Consider the following 17,628-nt stretch of genomic DNA (forward strand, 5'->3'; position numbering starts at 1 on the left):
GCTGGGAGATGTTTGTCTCCTAGCTTTTTCGCATGCCCAAAACCGCGATCGCCAAGACCGGAATGACGCAGCGCGGTCTGGCCGTGGAGCTGGACTGGGACGAGTCGAAACTGTCCGAGAGGTCGAGGTGCTGCTGGCCTACTGCCGCCTGTCGCTGGCGGAACGGCAGCACATGATCGCCTTGTACGTGGAAGCGCAGGACAAGGGATTCATCCTCTTCGCTGACGACGGCGTCCCGATCTACTTCGGACATTGATCAACCACGAGCGGGAGTCCAACGAAGTCATCGCCTCCTCCGTGGTCCTGGTGCCGGGAGTGCTTCAGACGCCCGACTACACCTGTCTCGTCACCGAGGCCGGGCCGATCGAGAAGAAGGACGTCCCGAAGATCGCGGCAGCGAGGCTCGCGCGAGCGGAGATCCTGCGGCCTGGCCGCACGTTCACCTTCTACGTGCACGAGAACGCGCTGCTGCTGCCGGTGGGCGGCGAAGAGGTCTGGCGTGAGCAGTTGGCGCACCTGCTGCGGGTGTCTGTGCGCCAGTACGTCGTCTTCCTGGACACGTTGAACTGCGGATTGTTCGTCGACGACAAGCAAACCATCGCGTTGTACGAGGAGCGGGTGAAGCGCCTCGCCGCCGTTGCGCTGGATCGGGACAATCGAGGGCGGTGATCGACAACATCTTGGAGGGTCTTCAATGACCAACTGGCGCAAGAGCAGCTACAGCGCGACCGCGGACAACTGCGTCGAGGTGGGGCGGGGCGTCGGCGTCCGGGACAGCAAGGCCCCGGCCACGCACCTGCCGTTGTCGGCGATGGCGTGGACCGCCTTCCTCTCGACGGTGAAGGGTGACTCGGCCCGTTAGTCGTCCATGGGCCGCCCATTGTCTACCTGGACCACATGGAGGGTTCCGATGACCAACTGGCGCAAGAGCAGCTACAGCAGCACCGCTGACAACTGCGTCGAGGTGGGGCGAGGTGTCGGCGTTCGCGACAGCAAGGCACCGACCGCGCACCTGCCGATGTCGGCGAACGCCTGGACGGCGTTCCTCTCGGCCGTGAAGGTCGATTCCGCTCGCTAGGAGTCCAGCCGCTGCTGATACCCCCAGGGAAGTCGGGCGATGTCTGCCGAGCGCCCCACCTGCGTCCGTTGGCAGGAGTCCGACGTCTTCCAGCACCAGTCGCACACCGGCGCGTGACCTCACCTGCGGTCGCGTGCTGCTCCACCGCGCCCGCACCCGTTGACAAGATCGCTACGATAGTTTCAGTGTCGACCGAAAGGGATCACTGATGAGCGTCGGGCGGGAGACCAGGCTGTCGGCCTGGATCGAGCGGTTCGCGGCCCACTTCGCCGAGGAGGGCATCCCGCTGATCGGTGGTCGCATCCTCGGGTACCTGCTGGTGTGCCAGCCGGTCGAGCGCACGGCCGCCGAGCTGTCCCAGGAGCTCGAGGCCAGCAGCGGGTCGATCAGCACGAACCTGAAGTACCTGGTCAACGTCGGCCTCGTGACCAAGCGGACCCGCCGGGGCAGGCAGGCGGCCGAGTACCGGATCAACGAGAAGGCCTGGACCGACTTCATCCAGCGCAAGTTCACCGCCATCGCGAGCGTGCAGCTGCTGACCGACGACGGCATGCGGTTGCTCAGCGGCGATCCGGAGCGCGCGCAGCGGCTCAAGGCCGTCGACAACCTCTACGGTTGGCTCTCAGAGGAACTGCCCGCTTTGTGGGAGCGCAGGCCTGCCGCACCGAAGTAGCGTGGTGCCATGTGGCACCCGTTTCGCGATGACATCGAGTACTACGAGGAGCGAGCGCACGGTCTGCTCGCCTCCGCGTGGGACGGCGTGCCCGGTGCGCTGGAGGTCTTCGACGACGTTCCGCTGACGGACGAGGGCGCGCACATGGTGCTCGCGCAGGCCCACGGCTGCGAGGACTGGAAGGCGCTCAAGGCGAACATCCGCAAGCCGCGCCCGTTCGCCCGCGCCTACCAGGCCATCGAGATGCAGAACCCCGGCGAGCTCAAGGCGATCATCACGCGCGACCCGTGGCTCGTGAAAGCCAGCGGTACCAACGGGAACGACCTGCTCGGCCTCGCCACCGCCAAGTGCGACGAACGCCTCGTCGAGGTGCTGCTCGACGACGGCGCGGACGTCGACCACCAGAACGTCCACGGCTGGACGGCGTTGCACCAGACGGCCTACGCGAACCTGCCGCACCTGGCCGAACTGCTGCTGAGCCGCCAAGCCCGCACCGACCTCGAAGCGCGCGGCGAGGGCGGCACCCCGCTCACCGTCGCGTTGTTCTGGGGCAACCAGAAGACCGCGGAACTCCTGGCACAGCACGGAATCCACCCGCCGAACCTGCGCACCGCCGCCGGCCTGGGCGACCTCGGCCTGGCGTCGGAACCCGAGGCGCACCGCGGCTACTACCGGCCGCACAGCGGTTTCCCGCGCTGGTGGCCGACCAACGACCCGCAAGAGGTGCTGGACGAGGCGTTGTCGTGGGCCGCCCGCAACGACCGCACCGAGGTCTTCGGTGACCTGCTCAAGCGCGGCGCCCGGATCGACGCGGACGTCTACCGCGGCACGGCGCTGGCCTGGGCGGCCTGGTGCGGGCTGGAGAACGCCACCCGCACGTTGCTCGATCTGGGCGCGAATCCCAACCAGCGCACGGGGTTCGGCGGTCCGATGCACGGCGAGGGCGTCACGGCGCTGCACCTCGCCGCCGAACGCGGCCACCTGCCGGTGATCAGGATCCTGCTGGACGCGGGCGCCGACCGGACCATCACCGACGCCAACTTCGAGGCCACGCCCGCGAACTGGGCCGGCCACAACGACCAGGGCGACGCTCAGGCCTTGCTGAGCGCCTGATCGTCGGAGGCGGGCAGCTCGACCTCGTGCGTGCGTTCGCGCGAAGACGTCCAGAGCGCCGCCGTGGCAACGACAACGGCACCCGCGCCGAGCACGTGGATCGACACGAGCACCTCGGGCACCCCGGTCCAGTACTGGACCATGCCCAGCACGCCCTGCGCGAGCACGACGCCGACAAGCGTCCAGTAAGTGCGGGTGCGCACGAAGAACCCGACCGAGATCAGCAGGCCCAGGAACAGGAACAGCAGGTCGGCGTGGATCTGCGCGAGCGTCGCGACCTCCACGCCCAGGCGCGGCGTCGAGGCGTCACCGGCGTGCGGACCGGCGGCGGTCACCCACGTGCCCGCGAGCAGCAGCGCGCCCAGCACGACCGCCATGACGACCTGGAGCTTCATCAACGGCGCCGGCACCTTCAGCCGGGCGGGACCGTCACCTTCGCGCAGCGAGCTGACGAGCAGCACGGCCATCCACACGAGACCCATCGAGATCATGAAGTGGATCGACACGGTGTACCAGGCCAGCCCGGTCAGCACGGTGATGCCACCGACGACCGCCTGCACCGCCACACCCACGAGCTGCACGAGCGACAGCACCAGCACCCGGCGACGGCGGGGGAGGTGGAACCACGCGGCCAGCACGCACAGGCCCGCGATGATGCCGACGACTCCGGTCAGCGTGCGGTTGCCGAACTCGACCCACTGGTGCAGCGCGGCGACCTCGGGGTGTTCCACCGGGACGACGCTGCCCTCGACGCACTGCGGCCACGTCGGGCAGCCGAGCCCGGAGCCGGTGACGCGGACGATCGAGCCGGTGACCGCGATTCCGGCCTGTGCGACGACGACGGCAATCGCGAACGCGCGCTGCCAGGACACGAGGAAGGCGGTCAGCTTCGACACCCCCCGATCGTAGGTGGCGTTATGTCAGCTTCGTCGTCCGGGTAGCCAATGCGCCCGCGACAACGCCCCAGGCCACGAGGACTGCGACGGGGCCCACACCGGGCGCAGTGCCGTGCACCACAGAGGTTTCCAGCGCCTGGGCGAGCGCGGCGGACGGCAGCAGGTGCACGAACGACACAGGCACGCTCAACGCCACCCCGCCGACCATCAGCAGCACGAACCAGATGATGTTCGCCAGCGCCAGCACGATCTCCGCGCGCAACGCACCGCCGAGCAGCACGCCCAACGCGCCGAACGTCAACGTGCCCAGCACGATCAGCAGCACGACCCAAGGCAGTCCGGCCAACGGGAACCGCCAGCCCAGCAGCAACGCCGTGACGGCCAGCAACACGATCTGCAGAGCGACGACGACCAGCGCGCCGCACACCCGCCCGGCGACCAGCAGCCACCGGGGCAACGCCGACGCGGAAAGCCGCTTCAGCACGCCATAACGCCGGTCGAACCCGAGCGCGATGGCCTGCCCGGTGAACGCGGAAGAAATGATCGCCAGCGCGAAGATCCGGGCCGTCGCGGACCCGACGCGCGGTTCCGGCATCGGGATCACCGACATCAGCGACAGCGCGACCAGCAACGCCAGCGGGATGATCACCGTCAGCAGGATCTGCTCGCCGTTGCGCAACGTCAGCATCGCCTCGGTGCGGGCGTGCGTGAAGAGCATGCGGGGCAACGACCCGCGGCCGGGCGCGGGCTTGAACGTGCCGGGAGCGAAGGTGGTCACGAACGCAGCTCCCTGCCGGTCAGCTCCAGGAAAACGTCTTCGAGGCTGCGCTTGGCCACGGTCAGCTCCTCGGCCAGCACGCCCTGCTGCGCGCACCACGACGTGACGGTCGAGACGACCTGCGGGTCGATCAGACCCTCCACGACGTAGCCGCCCCGCGTCGCCTCGCGCACCTTCAGGCCCTCGGGCAGTGCGGCGGACAGCAACGTGGTGTCGAGGCCGGGCCGGGCGCGGAACCGCAGCTGCTGGTCGTCCGGCCGGTTCGCGGTCAGTTCGGCGGGCGTGCCCTGCGCGACGACGCGGCCCTCGTCGATGATCACGACGTCGTCCGCGAGCGACTCGGCCTCGTCCATGAGGTGCGTCGTCAGCAGCACGGCCACGCCGTCGTCCTTCAAGGCCGCCACCAGGTCCCAGACGAGGCGGCGTGCCTGCGGGTCCATGCCGGCGGTGGGTTCGTCGAGGAACACGAGTTCGGGGCGGCCGATCAACGCGCACGCGAGCGACAGTCGTTGCTGCTGGCCGCCCGACAACCTCTTGTACGGGGTGCGCGTGGCACCGCCCAGTCCGAGGACCTCGATGAGCCACTTGGGGTCGAGCGGATTCGCGGCACAAGCGGCGACGAGGTTCAGCATCTCCTCGGCGCGGATGCCGGGATAACCGCCACCGCCCTGCGGCATCACGCCGATGCGCGGCCGGAGCTTCTCGTCGCCGGGCGCGAGGCCGAGCACGCGCACCGAGCCGTCGTCGGCGCGGCGGAACCCCTCGCAGATCTCGACCGTCGTCGTCTTGCCCGCGCCGTTGGGCCCGAGCAGGGCGAGAACGGTGCCGGGCTGCTGAACGAGGTCGAGGCCGTCGACGGCGGTCTTCGAGCCGTATCTCTTGACCAGCCCCGACACTTCCACCGCAGGCTGGGGATTCGGGCTCACAGGCACGCAGCCTAGGCGGTCGGGGCGTCCGGCACTCAGTTGGGTCATTCGGCCCATTCCTGAAGCAGAGCTGAAAAAGGTGGGGCTAGCCCTACCCCGGCACCTCAGGGACACCTCAGGGTCACGTCGGGGGAGTTCCCCATTGGTTGATCACGCCGTTCGAAAGAGACTTTTCCCGTGGTCGAAGCGGGGGCGAAAAGACGAGGCCTGGCGGTCGGGGGACTGGTGTTCTCACTGGTTCCGGTTCTTTACCTGCATGTCATGTCGGCAGGGCAGCTGAACCCGGTTTCGGACGTGATCAGCGACTACGTGTTCGTCGACAACGGCACGGGCTGGCTCGCGGCGACGTCTCTTAGTCTCGCGGCCGTCTCGGCGTTGCTCGCCGTCAACCTGCGCGGTGTAGGCAGGTCAGCGCAGTGGCTGATCGGCATCTGGGCTGCCGGGCTGACCGTGGCGACGATCTTCCCGACCGACCCGACGGGAGAGCCGACGTCGATGTCGGGCTACATCCACCGGTACGCCGGAGCGGTGATGTTCGTGGCCCTGCCGGCCGCGGGGGTGCTCATCGCCCGTCAATTTCCGGCCCTGCTCGGTATCGCAACAACGGCCACCGTCTCCAGTGCGGCGTTTCTCGTGAGTCACGTTTCCTTCGGCGGTTTCGAAGCCCGCGGACTTACGGAACGCGTTTTGTTCGCATCTCTTTACGTCCTGCTTTTCGCCATCGCGGCCCTACAGGTGAGGCGTCCGTCATGACCCTGCTCGCCATCACGCTCGCCGTGCTCGGCGCCGTGTGCTTCGCGCTCGCGGCCCGGCTCCAGCACGACGCGGTCGCCGAGACCGGCGCGCGGGCCAGCGTCCTGCGCCAACCCCGCTGGCTGGGCGGCCTCGCGCTGCTGATCGCCGGTGCCGGGGTGCACGCCGCCGCGTTGGGCATGGCGCCGTTGACGGTCGTGCAACCGATCGGTGTGCTCGCGATCGGCATGACGGCGTTGATGGACCGCCGTTTCCGTGAGTTGCCGGCCATCCTGCTCACGACCGTGGGCGTCGGTGCGTTCGTGTGGTTCGCCTCAGGCAGTGCGACCGCCACGCGCGTTGCACCCGATGTCGAACTCACGGCCGGACTGGTGACCCTCGGCCTGATCGCAGTGCCAGGTGTGGTCTCGGCCCTCACAACCAACGCGCGCGTTCGTGCCGTGGCGTTCGCATCGGCAGGTGGCGTCGCTTACGGGTACGTGTCAGTGCTGATGCGTGCCGTCTCGCAGTCCGTGCAGCAGGGCGGCTTTGGCCTCTCGCACCTCGCTTCTGTGCTCGGCATCGCTCTTTCGTTGGCCGTGGGTGGCTGGCTCGTCCAGCACGCCTACGCCGGCGGACCCCCGCACCTGGCCGTCGCCTGTCTGACCGTGGTCGACCCGCTGGTCGCCGTGGGCCTGGGCGCTTTCCTTCTCGGCGAGGCGGCGCATTTGTCTCCTTTGACCGGTGTCGTGCTGTTCGCCTGCGCTCTCGCCGCCGTTTGCGGCGTGTTCGCACTCGCTCGTCAACCTCGTGAAAACATCCGAACGGAGCTTCCCGTGAACACCTCCAGCGCGCTGCGCGTCGTCATCGCCGCCGACACGTTCCCGCCGGACGTCAACGGCGCCGCGCGCTTCGCGCAGCGCCTGGCGGTCGGCCTCGCCTCGAGGGGCCACGACGTGCACGTCATCGCCCCGGACTCGCCCCGAGCCACCGAAATCCCAGGCGTGACAGTGCATCGACTCCGATCGCACCGCCTGCCGTTCTACCCGGACTTCCGCTTCTGCCTGCCGTGGCAGGCTTCGAAGGAAGCGCAGGCGTTGGTCAAGTCGCTCAAGCCCGACGTCGTCCACGTCCAGGCGCACTTCGTGGTGGGCAGGTTCGTCCTGAACGCCGCGGTGGCCGAGGGCATCCCGACGTTGGCCACCAACCACTTCATGCCGGAGAACCTGTTCAGCCACGCCCACGTGCCGGCGTTCCTGCAGGGCATGGCCCGCAAGTTCGCCTACCGCGACCTGGCCCGCGTCTTCGGCCGCGCCGACGTCGTGACCGCCCCGACCCCGCGCGCCGTGCAGTTGTTGCACGACAGCGGTTTCCCGTCCTCGGCCCTGCCCGTCTCGTGCGGCATCGACGTCGCTCAGTACCAGCGCGCCGTCACGCACAACGACCGCCCGACCGCGCTCTTCGTCGGCCGCCTCGACGAGGAGAAGCGCGTCGACGAGTTCCTGCGCGCCCTGGCCCGCGTGCCCGGAGCGTTCGGCGAGATCGTCGGCGACGGCACCTGCAAGGCCGAGTGGGAACTGCTGGCCCGCGACCTCGGCATCACCGACCGCGTGCGCTTCCACGGCTTCGTGTCCGAGGACGAACTCCTCGACGCCTACGCCCGCTGCGACCTGTTCGTCATGCCCGGCGTCGCCGAACTGCAGAGCCTCGCCACCATGGAGGCCATGGCCGCGGGCAAGCCGGTCATCGCCGCCAACGCCATGGCGCTGCCGCACCTCGTGCACCCCGGCCGCAACGGCTGGCTGTTCGAGCCGGGCGACGTGAACCAGCTGGCGCAGCGCCTGCACACGCTGGTGCACGACGAGCCGATGCGGGCGCGGATGGGGGCGGCGTCCAGCGAGATCATCTCGCACCACGCGCTGGGGACGACGCTGGAACGCTTCGAGGCGCTGTACGCGCGGGCGATGGGCCAGACGGTGCCGGTCATCGCGCTCGCGGCCTGACGGCCAAGCGGGGGATGAGGGGGAAGTAGGGGGAGAAGAGAGCCACGGCCCGGCCACGCAGACATGGTCGGGCCGTTGGCGTGCTCAGGCTTCGTCGGCGGGAAAGTCGGCCGAAGCGCTGACCTCCGCCCACTCCCGAGTCTCGGCACTGCGCCGCCCCTCGGCCGCCAGCACCGTCTCCACCGCCGCGGCCCCCAGCACCAACCGGCGAGGCGGAGCCTCCGACCCCACCACGTCCACCACGACCCGCGCGCCCCGAGCCGGGTCCCCGGGCTGCACCCCGTCGGTCTCGTCCCGGAACCGGTTGATCGCCCCCACCGTCTCCTCGTAGTCGGCTCCCACGGCGTGCCGGACCATCGACGAGCCCTGCCAGTCCGTCCGGAACGCACCGGGCTCCACGATCACCACCCGCACCCCGAACGGCGCCACCTCGTTCGCCAGCACCTCGGAGAAGCCCTCCACCGCGAACTTCGCCGTCTGGTACGCGCCCATCCCCGGCGTGCCACCCGCGCGGCCGCCCACCGACGAGAACTGCACGAACGTCCCCGAACGCTGCTGCCGCAACACCGGCAGCGCGGCCCGCGTCACGTTCACGACGCCGAACAGGTTCGCCTCCACCTGGGCGCGGAAGTCGTCGGCGTCCATTTCCTCGATCGGCGCGCTGTTGGCGTACCCGGCGTTGTTGACGACCACGTCCAGCGAGCCGAACTCCGCCACGGCCACCGACACCGCGTGTGCGGCCGCATCAGCGTCGGTCACGTCCAAAGCCACCGCGCGCACCCGGCCCGGGTAGCGCTCGACCAGGTCAGCGAGCTGCTCGACCCGGCGGGCGGTCGCCACGACCTGGGCGCCGGACTCGGCGGCAGCCACCACCAACTCACGGCCGAACCCGCGCGACGCACCGGTGACGAGCCACGTCCGCTCCATCAGAACCTCCATAAGTGTCACTTTCTATGACACTTATGACGCCCAAGGCGGCTAGAAATGCCCGGGCCAGGGCATGGTCTAGCTCACACCGTGCAAAAACGTCGAGACGACCAACGTGGCCGCGTCCGCGGCCGACAACGACGGCATCTCCTGCGCCGCTGTGTGCAGCTGGGTCTGCAACGTCCGCAACGCCCACCCGGCCGGCGACCCGGCAGAGATCAACCCGGCCTCCTCGGCCCGTTCCAGGAACGCGGACATCCGCGCGTCCAGCTCGACCCGCCGCCGTTGCACCTCGGCATCGGCGACCGCGCGGATGTCGACCGGCCACTCCCGGCTCAGCCGCACGCCGCCCTCGCAGAACGCCAGCAGCGCCTCCCGCACCGGCCGGTCGTCCAGCGTCGAGGTGATCAACGTCTCCAACTGGTCGAGCCGGGCCCGGTAGACCGCGAGCAGCAGTTCCTCGCGCGAGTCGAAGCGGCGGTACACGGTGCGGCGGTCCACGCCCGCGGCGGCGGCCACGTCCGGGATGCGGGCCTGCGGGTCCGCCGCGAAGACGCGTGCCGCCGCGCGCAGCACCGCTTCGACGTTGCGCGCCGCGTCAGCCCTCATCCCGCTCAACCTACCGGAGCTTGGCCTCGATCCGTTGCGCGACAAGCAGTCCGGTCTGCGTCAACCGCAGCTCGTCCGGGTGGTCGCCCTGGCCGGTCACCATGAACCGGTAGAGCGACGCGTGCCCCTCCAGTCGTTCGCGCAGCAGTGCGGCGACGTCGGAACCGGCCGGGTAGATCGCCGGGATCGCCTCCTCGACGAGCTGCTCGCGGATGCGGCGGCGTTCGATCCGGGGCACGTACCAGGACGTGATCAGCAGCAACGTCAGGCCGAACGCCAGCGCCGTGCCGATCACCGCCTGCCACCCCCAGCCGCGCGGGCCGATGATCAGCAGCACGTCGGCGGCGGCCAGGTACACCACGCCGTAGACGACGGCCCAGCCCGCGGTCGCGGCGGCGGGCGGTTCGGCGCGTTCCGTGCCCCACACGCCCTCGACGCGGCGCCAGCGTTGCAGGGACTTGCCGCCCGACAACGCCGTCCAGACGCCGAACACTCCACACAGGACGGACGTCGGGATCACCAGCCACGGCTTGGTGTGCAGTTCGAAGTGCCAGATCGCCCAGACGCCCGCAACGACCGCCACCGCGACCGCCGCCTGCTTCCAGCGGCGCTTGATCAGCCGCCACGGCCGGAAGTCCGCCAGCACCGCCAGCGGGGTGCGGATCGGGGAGGGCAACGAGCCGAGCACCAGCAACGCCGCCACGACGAACGCGACACCGGCCACCGTGATCGTGCCGGTCGTGATCTCCGACCGGTCGTCCGGCAATCGGTCGACAGCTATGGCCACCAACGGAATCACCGGTGACAGCAACACCAGGCCGTGCAACATCGTGCCGCTGCGCAACGCCGCGTACCCGAACGCACCGAGCAGGCTGGCCGCACCGATGGCCGCGCCCGGACCCGCCGCCCACGAAGGCAGCATCCCGAACAACGCCATCACGACCAGCGCGCCCCCGACCGCGAGTCCCAGCAACCCGAGGAACTGCGCCAGGTTTCCGCCGCGGGTCAGCCCGGTGATCGTCCAGTACGGCAGCAAAGCAGCACCCCGCACGACCCTGGTCACCGGCCGGACGGCGGCGAGCCCGGAGCGTTCGGAGTCGGCGACCGTGACGGCCACGGCGGCGGCGGTCGCGGCCGTGCGGATCATCTGGTCCGACGCCGCCTCCTGGGTGAGCGGCTCCCGGCCGATGCCCGCGCGGTCGAACGCGTTCAGCGCCGACATGCCCAGCGTGACCGTGTGCTGCTCGGGATATTCGAGGCGCTGCAACAAGTCCGCGTGCTCTTCGAGGAACAGCTCACCGCGCGAGCGCTTGTCCGCGCCGTCACCGCGATCGGCGATGATCGCGGCGCGCAGCCGGGGGAGTTCCTCGCAGATGATCCGCCAGTGCAGGCCCCACGCGGCGAGTTCGGCGAGCTTCATCGACGACGGCGACAGCTCGTTGTCGGTCTCGTAGATGCCGGCCAGCTCTTCCTTGGCCTCCTCGGCGCACGCCGCGACGCGCACCGGCAGCTCCAGGCCGAACATCGCCGTTACGACCTCGTCGACGACGGCCGCGGCACGTTCCTGCGCGGTGCGGTGATCGTCGGCGGGACGGCCGAGCGTGTCCATCCGGCGCAGGCGGCGCGGGTCGAACAGCACGCGGCACAGCATCGTGGCGCCGTCGAGGCGTCCCCAGATCCAGTCGTTGACCCGCCAGGACCGCTTGAGGAAACCCGAGAAGCGGGAGAGCGACGCTCCACCGGCCTTGTCGTCGGCCGTCAGCGACTGCTGTGCGAACGCGTTGCGCGTCTGCAGCGACACCTGCACCAGCTCGACCGGGGTGTCGAGGCCCGTCGAGGCGTCGTCGGACAGGCACGTGCCCGCGATCTCCAGCGCCAGCAACCGCGACAGCCACCGTTCGCCGTCGTCGAGCCCGGCTTCCGCGGTGGTCTCGGGAGCGCCGAGCAGGGCGTGCCACGACCCGAGCCCGCCGAGCTTGAGCCGGTGCTCGTCGAGCGTCGTGATGACCTCCTGCGCGGCGCCGACGATCCGGCCGATCTCGGTGACCTGCGCCCGCACCTCCAGACCGAGGTGTCCCTCGATCATGTGCTCCTGGTAGCTCGCGAGCCGCCCGGTCCAGTACGTCTCGCCGAGCGAGTCGGAGGGCTTCCAGTCGAACAGCTCGGTGCGCAGCCTGCGCAGTTCCGCGCGGACCTGGTGCAACTGGCGGCGGGCCGCGGCGATCTCCTCGGCCTTGCCGTCCGGCGCGACCCACACGAGCCGCTTGAGCAGGTCGAGTGCCGACGCCCCGAGGCGTTCGGCCATCGTGATGCCCCACTCCCAGCCCACGTTCTCGCGGCACACCAGGTCCGGCAGCCGCACGCCGGGCACGTACGGCAGGACACCGTGCTGCTTCTTCCACTTGCGCTGCGCGGTGTCCGCCGCGCGCCGGGCCCGTTCGAACGACCAGTTCGCCGGATTTCCCTTGGGCAGCGCGAACTGCTGCGCCGTCACCTGCCGGGCCGCGAGCCGGATCTCGACGTCCTCGTAGTGGCCGAAGAGCTTGTCCGCCAACGAGTACACCTCGCCGACGACGTCGTCGCCGCCGGCGTGCAGGCGGTCGAGCAACGCCATCCGCCCGCCCCGGCTGCTCGCCGCGCGCCGGTTGTGCTCCTCGATCTTCTCGACGTAGGTCCGGTTGGCCTGGCTGGACATCGCGCCCAGCAGCTTGCCGCCGGACGCGACGGTCGTCATCGACTTGTCGATCATGTCGGCGGCCGGTTCCGACCCGAGCGGCTCGGCGTGCGGGAAGACCAGCAGCATCACCCGCCGCACCGGCCCGTCCGCCGGCATCCGGTCGATGGCCTCCAGCGCTTCCTTCGTCGGCGTGTTCACGAGCACGCCGCCGTCCACCGCGAACCGGCTGCGGTCGCCGCCGTTGGCCCAGCTCGCGACGTCCGCCATGTCGGGACGGTCCGGCGTCGCCTGGCCGCCGACGGGGATGAAGCTCGGCTCGAACGCGAACGGGAAGCTCGCGCTGCTGCGCGCCGCCAGCGCCAACTGCATGACGCGGTCGTTCAACGTGCCGGGCGTGAAGTCGTCGCGGGTGTCCTCGGCGACCCACGCGTACGGGTCGCGGCGGAACGAGAACGACCCCTGGTGCACCGACTGCGTCAGCGGCTGCCCGAGGTCGTCGTAGGTGAGCGTCGGGACGCCGCCCAGCAGCGTCGTGGTGATCCGCAGGTCGATGGGCCGCTCGTCGGCCTCGGTCGGATCGAAGTCGGTGGTCAGCCGCGCGAGCGCCTCCTGGAGCCGCGGCAGGAAGAACTCGTCGCCCTTGAGCAGCGAGGCCGGTTGACCGCGGAACGGCGTGCGCAGCAGCTGCTCCATCCGCCCCTGCTCGGCCCACAGGTCCCGCAGCCTGGACAGGTCGGCCTTCTTGTTGACCTGCGACAACGCCAGCGCGGCCCCGTTGATCCCGCCGGCCGACGTGCCCGCGATGACGTCCGCCCGCGCCGTGCACCCGACCAGGTCGAGCAACGGCTGGTAGACCGACCCGGGCCTGGTCAGCCGGTCGAGCTCGAGCACCACGCCGCCCATCCAGACGGCGAGGCTCACACCCCCGTTGAGCACGACCGCGAACCGGACCTCTTCGCGCGCCATGGTCTCGTCGTTCATGCCGCACCCCCTCCCGGCCGTAGATCTTCCTACTGCTGGAAGGTCGTCCGCTCCGGGTTCGGGGTTACTGGCCCGATCGGGCGATCAGACGTGCCCGCCACCAGCGGGGTCGGACTTGAGGAACGGCCCGACCCGCTTGCGCGCGATGAGCACGCACACGGCGAACGTGATGATCGCCCCGGCCACCGCCTGCGGCACCGTGTAGGCCCGTCCGTCGAACGCGGACCCGGTGGGCGGCAGGATCACCGCGATGATCGCGGACACCACCATCGCGAACATCCGGAACTTGGGCCCCACCACCGCCGTGGCCAGCGGCAACATCGCCCACAACACGTACCAGGGCTGCAGAACAGGCCCGAGCACGAGGATCGCGCCCAGCGCCGCCCCGAGCCCGTTCATGGCCTTGATCCGCCCCTTGAAGCTCCGCCACAACAACGCCACCGTGATCACCACGGACACCGCCTGCCCGAGCATGCGGGTCAACGCGATCATCGCCTCCGTGTGGTTCCCGAGCCCGAGCATGATTCCCGTCCCGGCCCCCAAGAACCCGAGCGCGGTGGGCGGCGACATCCACGACTTGACCGTCGACGCGACGTTGAGCGTCTCCAGCCAGCCGAACCCGAACCCGGTGGCCAGGCAGATGGCCACGACCCCGACCGCGGCCAGCACCGCCATCACCCCGGCCACCAACGCCAGGTGCTTGAGCTGCCCGCCGAGCTTGCGCGCCACCAGCACCCCGAGGAACCCGAGCGCGGCCATCGCCGGAATCTTCACCATCGCGCCGCACACGATGACCCCGGACCCCAACGCGATCCAGGACCACTTCAACGGCTCCAGCCCCCGCATCGCGAGCTCCAGGCCGACCAGCATGAGCCCCAGCGCCAGCCCGTCGTTGTGCACCCCGATGACGATGTGGAACAACACCAACGGGTTGAGCGCCCCCAGCCACAACGCACCCACCGGCGGCACGCCGAACCGCGCCGCCAGCCTCGGCAGGGCCCACACGATCATGCCGAGGCCGACCAGAACGAGCAGCCGGTGCACGAACACGCCGGACACCACGTGGTCCCCGGTCAGCATCGCGGTCAACCGGCCGAACGCCAGGAACAGCGGGCCGTACGGCGCGGGCGTCTCACGCCAGATGTTCGGAACACCGCGCGTGAGGACGTGGTCCACCCCGAGCGCGTTGGCCGGGCCGAGCTCGTACGGGTCGAGGCCTCGGGCGGCGATCTCGCTCTGGGCGAGGTAGGAGTAGACGTCCCTGGAGAACATCGGCACGCAGAAGACCAGGGGCACGGTCCACATGAGCAGCGTGCGGTCCATCTGACCGCGGGAGATGAGCCTCGGTCTGCCCGGCTTCACGAAGCGGCCCAGGGCCAGCCAGGCGGACACGATCATGAAGATGCCGGTCCAGACGACACCCATCGCGACGCTGGGCATCCGGGAGAAGAGGCCTAGTACCGGGACGCCGTAAAGAGGGGAGTAGATGGGGGCGGCGCCACCACCGAGGCTGCCGACGGTCAGGAGGAGCGCGCCGATCGTGCCCCAGCGGCGGACGATGTCCAGCTGACGACGCTCTCGGCCGTTCAAGAGGTCGCTCTGCGGAATCACGGCTCCGCCGTTGGTGGGCATGCGGGCAGCGTATCCAGCTTGGTGGGCGACGCTGCGTCGGTGGTTGCGTTGGACCGGGACGAGCCGGGTCATTCAGCAAAGAGTGTCGGCTCGCCTTCGGCTTTGCTGTTGTGCCTTGGGTGGCTCGGCTGCGCCGTCGCGATGCTTGCGCTCGGTTGGCCCGGCCTGCGGCTTCGTTCTCCTCAAGCCATTGGTCGCTTAGCTCTTGGCTACCGCGCGCTCGGCTGACACGGAGCTTTGCCGTCTCGTCTGGTCCGCACCTCACGCCGTCCGCCGCGCTCCACCGCCGCCTGCACTCGCCGCGACCTCGCACGGCCGTCGCGCTCCGCCACCGAGCCCCACCCGCCGTGACCGCGCCCTAGCGCCCCTCGACCAGCCCTGCACCGTGAGTCAGGTCACCCTGTGACCGCGATCTTTGCGACCTCCGGCTAAATACGCAACACTGGTGTTGTGAAAAACGCCGAGACCCACCTTGACGCCGTGCACCAGCACGACGGCAAGACTCGGCACGCTGTCGCCAGGCTCCTCCTGGAGCAGGGCCCGGTCACCGCGGCAGCCGTCGCGGAGGAGCTGGGCATCAGCCCGACAGCGGTGCGCCGGCACATCGACGCGCTGCTCGCGGACGGCGAGGCGATCACCAGGGACGCACCGAGGCAGACACAACGTGGCCGAGGTCGTCCCGCGAAGCTGTTCCTCCTGACTGACGCCGGACGCGCCCGGTTCGGCCACGCCTACGACGACCTCGCGGTCGCCGCCATCAGGTTCCTCGCCCAGACGGGTGGGGAAGAGGCAGTCAGAGCGTTCGCGCAAAGTCGGGTCGACGCGCTGGTGGACCGGCATCGGTCGGCGATCGTGGCCCAGGCCACTCCCGCCGAGCGTGCCAAGGCCCTCGCAGCCGCGCTGACCAGGGAGGGCTACGCTTCATCGGCTCGCAACGTCGGGGTGGGTGAGCAGTTGTGCCAGCACCACTGCCCGGTCGCCCACGTCGCAGCCGAGTTCCCCCAGCTGTGCGAGACCGAGACGGAGACGTTCGCGAACCTCCTCGGTACCCACGTGCAGCGCCTCGCGACGATCGCCCGCGGCCACGCCGTGTGCACGACGCACATCCCGAACGTTCAACGGATCCCAGATGATGGAGGGGAGCCCGCATGACTGCCGCTGCCGAGCAGCGCACGCCCACCACGGTGCAGTCTCCGCTCACGCAGGAAGAGACCATTGCGTCTCTCGGCAACTACGAGTTCGGCTGGGCCGACTCGGACACTGCCGGCGCGAGCGCCCGCCGAGGAATCAACGAGGACGTCGTCCGCGACATCTCGGCGAAGAAGGACGAGCCCGAGTGGATGCTCGACTACCGGTTGAAGGCGCTGAAGCTCTTCGACCTGAAGCCGATGCCGAACTGGGGCGCCGACCTCTCTGGGATCGACTTCGACTCGATCAAGTACTTCGTGCGGTCCACCGAGAAGCAGGCCACCAGCTGGGAGGACCTGCCCGAGGACATCAAGAACACGTACGACCGGCTGGGCATCCCCGAGGCTGAGAAGCAGCGCCTCGTCGCGGGTGTCGCCGCGCAGTACGAGTCCGAGGTCGTCTACCACCAGATCCGCGAGGACCTGGAGCAGCAGGGTGTCATCTTCGTCGACACCGACAGCGGTCTGCGGGACTACCCGGAGCTCTTCAAGGAGTACTTCGGCTCGGTCATCCCGGCCGGCGACAACAAGTTCTCCGCGCTGAACTCCGCGACGTGGTCCGGCGGCTCGTTCATCTACGTCCCCAAGGGCGTGCATGTCGACATCCCGCTGCAGGCCTACTTCCGGATCAACACCGAGAACATGGGCCAGTTCGAGCGCACGCTGATCATCGTCGACGAAGACGCCTACGTGCACTACGTCGAAGGCTGCACGGCGCCGATCTACTCGTCGGACTCGCTGCACTCGGCCGTGGTCGAGATCATCGTGAAGAAGGGCGGCCGCTGCCGCTACACGACGATCCAGAACTGGTCGAACAACGTCTACAACCTGGTCACCAAGCGCGCCAAGGCCGAAGAGGGCGCGACCATGGAGTGGGTCGACGGCAACATCGGCTCCAAGGTGACCATGAAGTACCCGGCCGTGTTCCTCATGGGCGAGCACGCCAAGGGCGAGGTCCTCTCGATCGCGTTCGCGGGCGAGGGCCAGCACCAGGACGCCGGCGCCAAGATGGTCCACATGGCCCCGCACACCTCCTCGACCATCGTGTCGAAGTCGGTGGCGCGTGGCGGTGGCCGCACGTCGTACCGCGGCCTGGTCCAGGTCAACAAGCGGGCGCACCACTCGAAGTCCACGGTGAAGTGCGACGCGCTGCTGGTCGACACCATCAGCCGCTCGGACACCTACCCGTACGTCGACGTCCGCGAGGACGACGTGCAGATGGGTCACGAGGCCACGGTCTCTAAGGTCTCCGAGGACCAGCTGTTCTACCTGATGTCGCGCGGCCTCAACGAGGACGAGGCCATGGCGATGATCGTGCGCGGGTTCGTCGAGCCCATCGCGCGCGAACTCCCCATGGAGTACGCCCTCGAGCTGAACCGCCTGATCGAACTGCAGATGGAAGGGGCCGTCGGCTGA

Annotated in this window: 17 protein-coding genes; 10 read left to right on the plus strand and 7 right to left on the minus strand. The window is 69.5% G+C overall.

Features of this window, described 5'->3' with window-relative positions:
• Window positions 1–127: 127 nt before the first annotated feature.
• From JNUCC0626_RS00260 to JNUCC0626_RS00285, 6 genes are all read left to right on the plus strand, one after another.
• Window positions 128–256 carry a hypothetical protein gene (locus tag JNUCC0626_RS00260; RefSeq protein WP_394617578.1) on the plus strand — a complete coding sequence of 43 codons (129 nt, stop codon included), beginning with the start codon at window positions 128–130 and terminating at the stop codon, window positions 254–256.
• Complete coding sequence (locus JNUCC0626_RS00265; protein WP_394617579.1) at window positions 253–669, plus strand: DUF5753 domain-containing protein; 417 nt, start codon at window positions 253–255, stop codon at window positions 667–669. Before JNUCC0626_RS00260 ends, JNUCC0626_RS00265 begins: the two co-directional genes overlap by 4 nt.
• A 25-nt stretch (window positions 670–694) precedes the next feature.
• Window positions 695–862 carry a DUF397 domain-containing protein gene (locus JNUCC0626_RS00270; RefSeq protein WP_394617580.1) on the plus strand — a complete coding sequence of 56 codons (168 nt, stop codon included), beginning with the start codon at window positions 695–697 and terminating at the stop codon, window positions 860–862.
• A gap of 48 nt (window positions 863–910) precedes the next feature.
• The gene (locus JNUCC0626_RS00275; protein ID WP_394617581.1) at window positions 911–1,078 is read left to right on the plus strand and encodes a DUF397 domain-containing protein; all 168 of its coding nucleotides are present in this window, start codon (window positions 911–913) and stop codon (window positions 1,076–1,078) included.
• 208 nt (window positions 1,079–1,286) lie between these two features.
• Window positions 1,287–1,751 carry a GbsR/MarR family transcriptional regulator gene (locus JNUCC0626_RS00280; RefSeq protein ID WP_382445098.1) on the plus strand — a complete coding sequence of 155 codons (465 nt, stop codon included), beginning with the start codon at window positions 1,287–1,289 and terminating at the stop codon, window positions 1,749–1,751.
• Window positions 1,752–1,760: 9 nt separating this feature from the next.
• Window positions 1,761–2,864, plus strand: a complete 1,104-nt coding sequence (locus tag JNUCC0626_RS00285; protein ID WP_394617582.1) for an ankyrin repeat domain-containing protein — start codon at window positions 1,761–1,763, stop codon at window positions 2,862–2,864.
• Here the strand turns inward: JNUCC0626_RS00285 and JNUCC0626_RS00290 are convergent.
• Genes JNUCC0626_RS00290 through JNUCC0626_RS00300 form a run of 3 tightly spaced genes read right to left on the minus strand, consistent with a single transcriptional unit; the run spans window position 2,843 to window position 5,464 of the window.
• Entirely contained in the window at window positions 2,843–3,760 is a 918-nt protein-coding gene (locus JNUCC0626_RS00290) for a COX15/CtaA family protein (protein ID WP_394617583.1), read from the minus strand. The two genes, JNUCC0626_RS00285 and JNUCC0626_RS00290, sit on opposite strands and share 22 nt — an antisense overlap.
• 19 nt (window positions 3,761–3,779) lie before the next feature.
• Window positions 3,780–4,538: an ABC transporter permease gene (locus JNUCC0626_RS00295; protein ID WP_394617584.1), complete on the minus strand. Its 759-nt coding sequence runs from the start codon at window positions 4,536–4,538 to the stop codon at window positions 3,780–3,782.
• Window positions 4,535–5,464 carry an ABC transporter ATP-binding protein gene (locus tag JNUCC0626_RS00300; protein WP_394617585.1) on the minus strand — a complete coding sequence of 310 codons (930 nt, stop codon included), beginning with the start codon at window positions 5,462–5,464 and terminating at the stop codon, window positions 4,535–4,537. Before JNUCC0626_RS00300 ends, JNUCC0626_RS00295 begins: the two co-directional genes overlap by 4 nt.
• A gap of 177 nt (window positions 5,465–5,641) precedes the next feature.
• On the opposite strand from JNUCC0626_RS00300, the gene JNUCC0626_RS00305 reads away from it, so the two are divergent.
• Window positions 5,642–6,217 carry a DUF998 domain-containing protein gene (locus tag JNUCC0626_RS00305; RefSeq protein ID WP_394617586.1) on the plus strand — a complete coding sequence of 192 codons (576 nt, stop codon included), beginning with the start codon at window positions 5,642–5,644 and terminating at the stop codon, window positions 6,215–6,217.
• Window positions 6,214–8,199 carry a glycosyltransferase gene (locus tag JNUCC0626_RS00310; RefSeq protein WP_394617587.1) on the plus strand — a complete coding sequence of 662 codons (1,986 nt, stop codon included), beginning with the start codon at window positions 6,214–6,216 and terminating at the stop codon, window positions 8,197–8,199. Before JNUCC0626_RS00305 ends, JNUCC0626_RS00310 begins: the two co-directional genes overlap by 4 nt.
• Before the next feature lie 84 nt (window positions 8,200–8,283).
• On the opposite strand, the gene JNUCC0626_RS00315 is transcribed toward JNUCC0626_RS00310, so the two are convergent.
• The 4 genes from JNUCC0626_RS00315 to mptB form a co-directional block, all read right to left on the minus strand.
• On the minus strand, window positions 8,284–9,126 hold the full coding sequence (locus JNUCC0626_RS00315) for an oxidoreductase (protein ID WP_394617588.1): 843 nt from the start codon (window positions 9,124–9,126) through the stop codon (window positions 8,284–8,286).
• Window positions 9,127–9,204: 78 nt separating this feature from the next.
• The gene (locus JNUCC0626_RS00320) at window positions 9,205–9,735 is read right to left on the minus strand and encodes a TetR/AcrR family transcriptional regulator (protein WP_394617589.1); all 531 of its coding nucleotides are present in this window, start codon (window positions 9,733–9,735) and stop codon (window positions 9,205–9,207) included.
• 10 nt (window positions 9,736–9,745) lie between these two features.
• Window positions 9,746–13,393 carry a patatin-like protein gene (locus JNUCC0626_RS00325; protein ID WP_394617590.1) on the minus strand — a complete coding sequence of 1,216 codons (3,648 nt, stop codon included), beginning with the start codon at window positions 13,391–13,393 and terminating at the stop codon, window positions 9,746–9,748.
• A gap of 84 nt (window positions 13,394–13,477) precedes the next feature.
• Window positions 13,478–15,025: a polyprenol phosphomannose-dependent alpha 1,6 mannosyltransferase MptB gene (gene mptB / locus JNUCC0626_RS00330; RefSeq protein WP_394617591.1), complete on the minus strand. Its 1,548-nt coding sequence runs from the start codon at window positions 15,023–15,025 to the stop codon at window positions 13,478–13,480.
• Window positions 15,026–15,475: 450 nt separating this feature from the next.
• Here mptB and JNUCC0626_RS00335 point away from each other — a divergent pair, with 450 nt between their 5' ends.
• Window positions 15,476–16,177, plus strand: a complete 702-nt coding sequence (locus tag JNUCC0626_RS00335; protein WP_394617592.1) for a helix-turn-helix transcriptional regulator — start codon at window positions 15,476–15,478, stop codon at window positions 16,175–16,177.
• The gene (gene sufB / locus JNUCC0626_RS00340; protein WP_394617593.1) at window positions 16,174–17,628 is read left to right on the plus strand and encodes a Fe-S cluster assembly protein SufB; all 1,455 of its coding nucleotides are present in this window, start codon (window positions 16,174–16,176) and stop codon (window positions 17,626–17,628) included. Before JNUCC0626_RS00335 ends, sufB begins: the two co-directional genes overlap by 4 nt.

Source organism: Lentzea sp. JNUCC 0626, assembly GCF_043632865.1.
GTDB lineage: Bacteria > Actinomycetota > Actinomycetes > Mycobacteriales > Pseudonocardiaceae > Lentzea.

Bases quoted from the DNA above. Each gene is read 5' to 3' on its own strand.
- JNUCC0626_RS00270 (WP_394617580.1), top strand. From the start codon at position 695: ATGACCAACTGGCGCAAGAGCAGCTACAGCGCGACCGCGGACAACTGC.
- JNUCC0626_RS00275 (WP_394617581.1), top strand. From the start codon at position 911: ATGACCAACTGGCGCAAGAGCAGCTACAGCAGCACCGCTGACAACTGC.
- JNUCC0626_RS00280 (WP_382445098.1), top strand. From the start codon at position 1,287: ATGAGCGTCGGGCGGGAGACCAGGCTGTCGGCCTGGATCGAGCGGTTC.
- JNUCC0626_RS00285 (WP_394617582.1), top strand. From the start codon at position 1,761: ATGTGGCACCCGTTTCGCGATGACATCGAGTACTACGAGGAGCGAGCG.
- JNUCC0626_RS00310 (WP_394617587.1), top strand. From the start codon at position 6,214: ATGACCCTGCTCGCCATCACGCTCGCCGTGCTCGGCGCCGTGTGCTTC.
- JNUCC0626_RS00315 (WP_394617588.1), bottom strand. From the start codon at position 9,126: ATGGAGCGGACGTGGCTCGTCACCGGTGCGTCGCGCGGGTTCGGCCGT.
- JNUCC0626_RS00320 (WP_394617589.1), bottom strand. From the start codon at position 9,735: ATGAGGGCTGACGCGGCGCGCAACGTCGAAGCGGTGCTGCGCGCGGCG.
- JNUCC0626_RS00325 (WP_394617590.1), bottom strand. From the start codon at position 13,393: ATGAACGACGAGACCATGGCGCGCGAAGAGGTCCGGTTCGCGGTCGTG.
- mptB (WP_394617591.1), bottom strand. From the start codon at position 15,025: ATGCCCACCAACGGCGGAGCCGTGATTCCGCAGAGCGACCTCTTGAAC.
- sufB (WP_394617593.1), top strand. From the start codon at position 16,174: ATGACTGCCGCTGCCGAGCAGCGCACGCCCACCACGGTGCAGTCTCCG.